Annotated in this window: 3 protein-coding genes; all 3 read right to left on the reverse strand. The window is 63.1% G+C overall.

Annotated elements, in window-relative coordinates:
* Positions 1-186 precede the first annotated feature (186 nt).
* The gene (locus AC13D8_RS00230; RefSeq protein WP_037239996.1) at positions 187-840 is read right to left on the reverse strand and encodes a DUF6927 domain-containing protein; all 654 of its coding nucleotides are present in this window, start codon (positions 838-840) and stop codon (positions 187-189) included.
* Between the two features lie 102 nt (positions 841-942).
* Positions 943-1,536, reverse strand: coding sequence for a hypothetical protein (locus tag AC13D8_RS00235; protein ID WP_025042408.1), 594 nt, complete (start codon positions 1,534-1,536; stop codon positions 943-945).
* A gap of 72 nt (positions 1,537-1,608) precedes the next feature.
* Positions 1,609-3,591, reverse strand: a complete 1,983-nt coding sequence (locus AC13D8_RS00240; protein ID WP_071675838.1) for a ParB/RepB/Spo0J family partition protein — start codon at positions 3,589-3,591, stop codon at positions 1,609-1,611.
* Positions 3,592-3,808: the final 217 nt, after the last annotated feature.

Genomic DNA, 3,808 nt, shown 5'->3' on the forward strand with positions numbered 1-3,808 from the left:
GCCGGCACGGTCGTCTGATACCGATCCGTGAGTTTCGAGACATCTTGTGCGAGGGCTGTCATGGCAGTCTCCTGAAGAAAAGGTTCTTTGCTGCCCGCGATAGGTAATGCATTTGCATTGCCTTGTCAAGACAAGCCGCAGGATCTGCTGTCGCCGGGCAGGTCGATGAACCGTCCGGCGCAGGACCTAATTTCGCCCCGCCAGGAACTCCGCCAGCACCGGGCTAGCCGCACCTTTCGCGGAGCTGAGCAGCTCCGAACCCGCAAGCGAGGCCTTCGACAGGCGTACGAGCCCACCAGTTTCCTCGATGCGGTAGCAGCGGCGCTTTTGCCGCCCGCGCCTGTAGTGGGTCGCGGTGACAATCTGGCAGGTACTGCCATCGGTGAGCGTCACAGGTGCTGCGAGCCTGATCTTGTCGCCTTCCTCGTAGTCCGGGATCGCAGCCCAGTCCTGGCAGCGCTGGCGCCAGGCATGGGCATAGCTGTCCGGGTCTTTCAGGTCGGAGAGGAGCTCGATCAGCCCAAGGGGAGCACGAGACTCGTTCGGGCCAGCACTTTCCTCCATGTCCTTGTAGCCCCAGCAGCCGTCATCGTATCGGGTGAGGAAGACAGCACCGAACGTGATGGAGCCATCCGCATCGGTCACATAGGTCGTGTCCTCGACCGGCGAGCCATCGATACTTGTGACCTTTGCCGCCGCGTACCAAGTCGAACCCACCTTGCAGGCTTTGACCAGTTCCGTCTTGCGCCTGTCGCTCTCGAAGGTGCAGAGCCGGGCAATCTCCGCTTTCTCATCCGCGTAGGTCTGGACGCGGCGATCGGTATAGAAGAGCCATCCCATCTCAGAGTCCTTTCTCTCATTGGGGAAATTGTTGTCGTCAATGTCCCGAGAGGGCCGCAGGCCTGGCAGGGTATTGGCGATGCTTGTTTGAGAAAGGGCGCGTTACGCCGCCCTCCGGTCATCGATTTCCATCAGCGCATCGAGCGGCACGCGGTAGGGCTGCATGGCGTCGAAATCCTCGCAATTGCCGCAGTTCTGCACGATCGCGAAGGTATCGCAGGCATCCTTGAGGATGACCCGGAAGGTGCCGCCGAGGCCCGAAGGCACCTCGTAGGTCCCGCCGATGAGATAATCCGAGGCCCGGCGTACGAAGACGCGGATGCTGTGGCCATCGGTGGCGAGCCGGATGGCCCCCCGCCCCCGGTCGATGAGCACCTGCACGTCATCCAGGATGTCGGTGTAGAACTGGCCGGTCAGATCGCGAAACGCCATGCGGCGCTGCGCCATCCAGTCGGTATCCCGAAACGGGTTCATGCCGTCGGCGAAGGCGAAGGAGGGATCTGCCTGTTCGGTGGTGACGATACGGGTGGTCGTGCCATCGATGCCGTTTGAGCGCAGATGCACACCATTGCCGACGATCAGGATCAGGGCGGGCCTGTCCACGGGCCCGTTCCAGTTGGGCAGGAAGGTCTTGCAGGCGCGCGCATGGGCGATCTGTGCCGCAACAGCGGACGCAGAGAACTTGAGAATAGCCATGGGGATGTCTTTCGGTTGGGTGTGGGAGGGTCGACCCGCGCGGGAAATGCCTCGCGCGGGTCGCGTGAGGACTCAGGCCGCTTGCGCGACCTCGCTGTCAGGCTCGGGAGATTCCGAGGCGGGCTCCGCCTCATCACAGACGACACCGGCGGTCTGCATCATCGGCGGGCACCAGGCGGCTACGGCAGCGCGCTGCGCGTCCGTGAGTGTGGCGAACGGCTCTGCAAAGAGCTTGTCGCAGAAGGCCACGATCTCCTTCTTGCTCGACGAGGCCAGCGTCACCGCCTCCTGGGCCAGACCCAGATCCTCGCCGAGGATCTTCAGGAGCCATGCCTTTTTGAAGCGATTGAAGAGCGCCGCGTTCGGCGTCCAATGCGCGCGGATATCGGGCATGATCTCGATCTCGAACGCATGCATCAGGCTGTCGCGCTGGCGGTCCCGCGCGAAGCAGGACTGCGTGGTGCTGGCCGTGGCATAGGCCACGAGCTTGGCCTTCTCGCCGGCCTCCAGCGCGCGAAACGCCGCGAACTGATCGGCGGGCGGGCGGGTATCATCGAGCCACGAGAGGTCCAGCACATCATGCGCCGCGGCCACCTGCGCGAGGGAGGTCTCGTCAATCTCGTCCATCTTGGCGTGGTTGCGGTATTCCTTGCGGGCATCGATCTTGATCGCCTGCGTGACACTCATGCCGCTGGCCAGAACGTCGCTCACCAGCTTGAAGAGCGTCAGATCGAGCGTGGCTTCCGGATGCAGCGCCATCGCGGCGCCAAGGGCCATGGCCCGCTCGGTCTTGAGGTCCTCGGCCAGTGAGGCTGGATAGGTGATTTCGCCGGCGTCCGGGGCCTCTTCCCCGGTCGGGCTAGCCGAAGAGCCGCGCGCGCCCTCCTCTTTCACGGTGTCTTCCGGGCGGACGAGACCAACATGGAGCGTGATCTGCCCACCCTGCCACGACGCGATCACCCCGGACCGCGCGAGGTCCTCGGTGCTGTAAGCCTCCTGCAGATCGCGGGCTTCCTCTTCCAGAGCGTCCACGCGCTCGTAAAGGGCATTGTAGGCACCGTCCTCGAGCCCCTCATCCTCCATCTGGAGCTGCAGTTTATCAAGCTCGGCAGTGATCTCATCGATGCGCTTCTGGGCGGATGCATCCGGCACGATCGGGCCGGGATAGACGCGGCCATAGTCGGCCATGGTCGCGTAATCATAGCGCACCATCGCATCGGCCCAGGCGAAGCCCAGCCTCATACGGGCCTCTTCGGCAGCGGCACCGAGCTTCTCGAGCAAGATGGTCTCGACCAGTGCTGCATCCTCGAGCACGGAATGCTCTTCCAGAAGGTCAGCCGCGACAGCACCGCCGAGGGCCTCGTAGTCCGCGCGCACGAAGGCTCCGATATCGTCGCTGACCTGCACGCCGCGGGATTTGAGCGCTTGCCGGACGGTATAGGCCTGCAGATAGCTGTCTTCCTTGGTGAGCGCCTCGTAGACCTCGCGCTGAACCTCCTGGCTCGGGTGCTCGGCAAAGGCCTTCATCGTGTCGAGCGTGATCGTCTTCGCCCGGGCCGCGGCGCGGATATCGGGGTGGATCAGCCCGTAGCGCAACCGGCCTTTCACGGCGGCAACGGTCGTGCCGAAAGTCATTGCGATGGTCTCAGGCGTCTGGCCATCGACCTCCATCATCCGCGCGAAAGCCTCGAACTCGTCGATTGCGTTCATCGGTGCCTGGGTGATGTTCTCGGCGAGCGACAGCGCCGTGGTGACGTCGCACTTCTCCGGCACAAGGCGGCAGTCGACCTTGGTCTTCGCGGTGAACCCCTTCGCGGCCTTGTCGGCGACCAGCTCCTTCAGGGCTGCATGGCGTCGGCCACCGGCGAGGACAGCGTATTTGCCGTCGAGCTTCTGGACCAGGAGCGGCTGCAGGAGACCCAGAACAGCGATGCTGGCTTTCAGATGGGCGATGTTCTCGGGGTCGTAGGTTTCCGAAGAGTTGCTGCGCACATTGGCGGGATGCGCAGTGAGATCGCTGATGGCGACGGTGAGAGGGGCAAAGCTTGTGGTCATGGGATATCCTTCCAGGTGGGTGAGGTGTGGCCCGCGCCTTCACGCGCGTAACCGATCCCCGGCTTCAGGGATCACAACGACAAAAGGCCCACTTCCGTAATGGGGCGGGCCTCTGTCAAGGGTTTCGGGCAAGTCAAAAATCCCGGCGAAGACCTCATTCCTCACCAAGTTTAAGACACAAATTCAAAAGCTTACTTTTCCTTTTTCACTGCAACCG

The sequence above is a fragment of the Roseovarius sp. B-10 genome (genome assembly GCF_056859295.1).

Excerpts from the sequence above, each read along its gene's own strand:
- AC13D8_RS00230 (WP_037239996.1), bottom strand. The coding sequence starts at position 840 with ATGGGATGGCTCTTCTATACCGATCGCCGCGTCCAGACCTACGCGGAT.
- AC13D8_RS00235 (WP_025042408.1), bottom strand. The coding sequence starts at position 1,536 with ATGGCTATTCTCAAGTTCTCTGCGTCCGCTGTTGCGGCACAGATCGCC.
- AC13D8_RS00240 (WP_071675838.1), bottom strand. The coding sequence starts at position 3,591 with ATGACCACAAGCTTTGCCCCTCTCACCGTCGCCATCAGCGATCTCACT.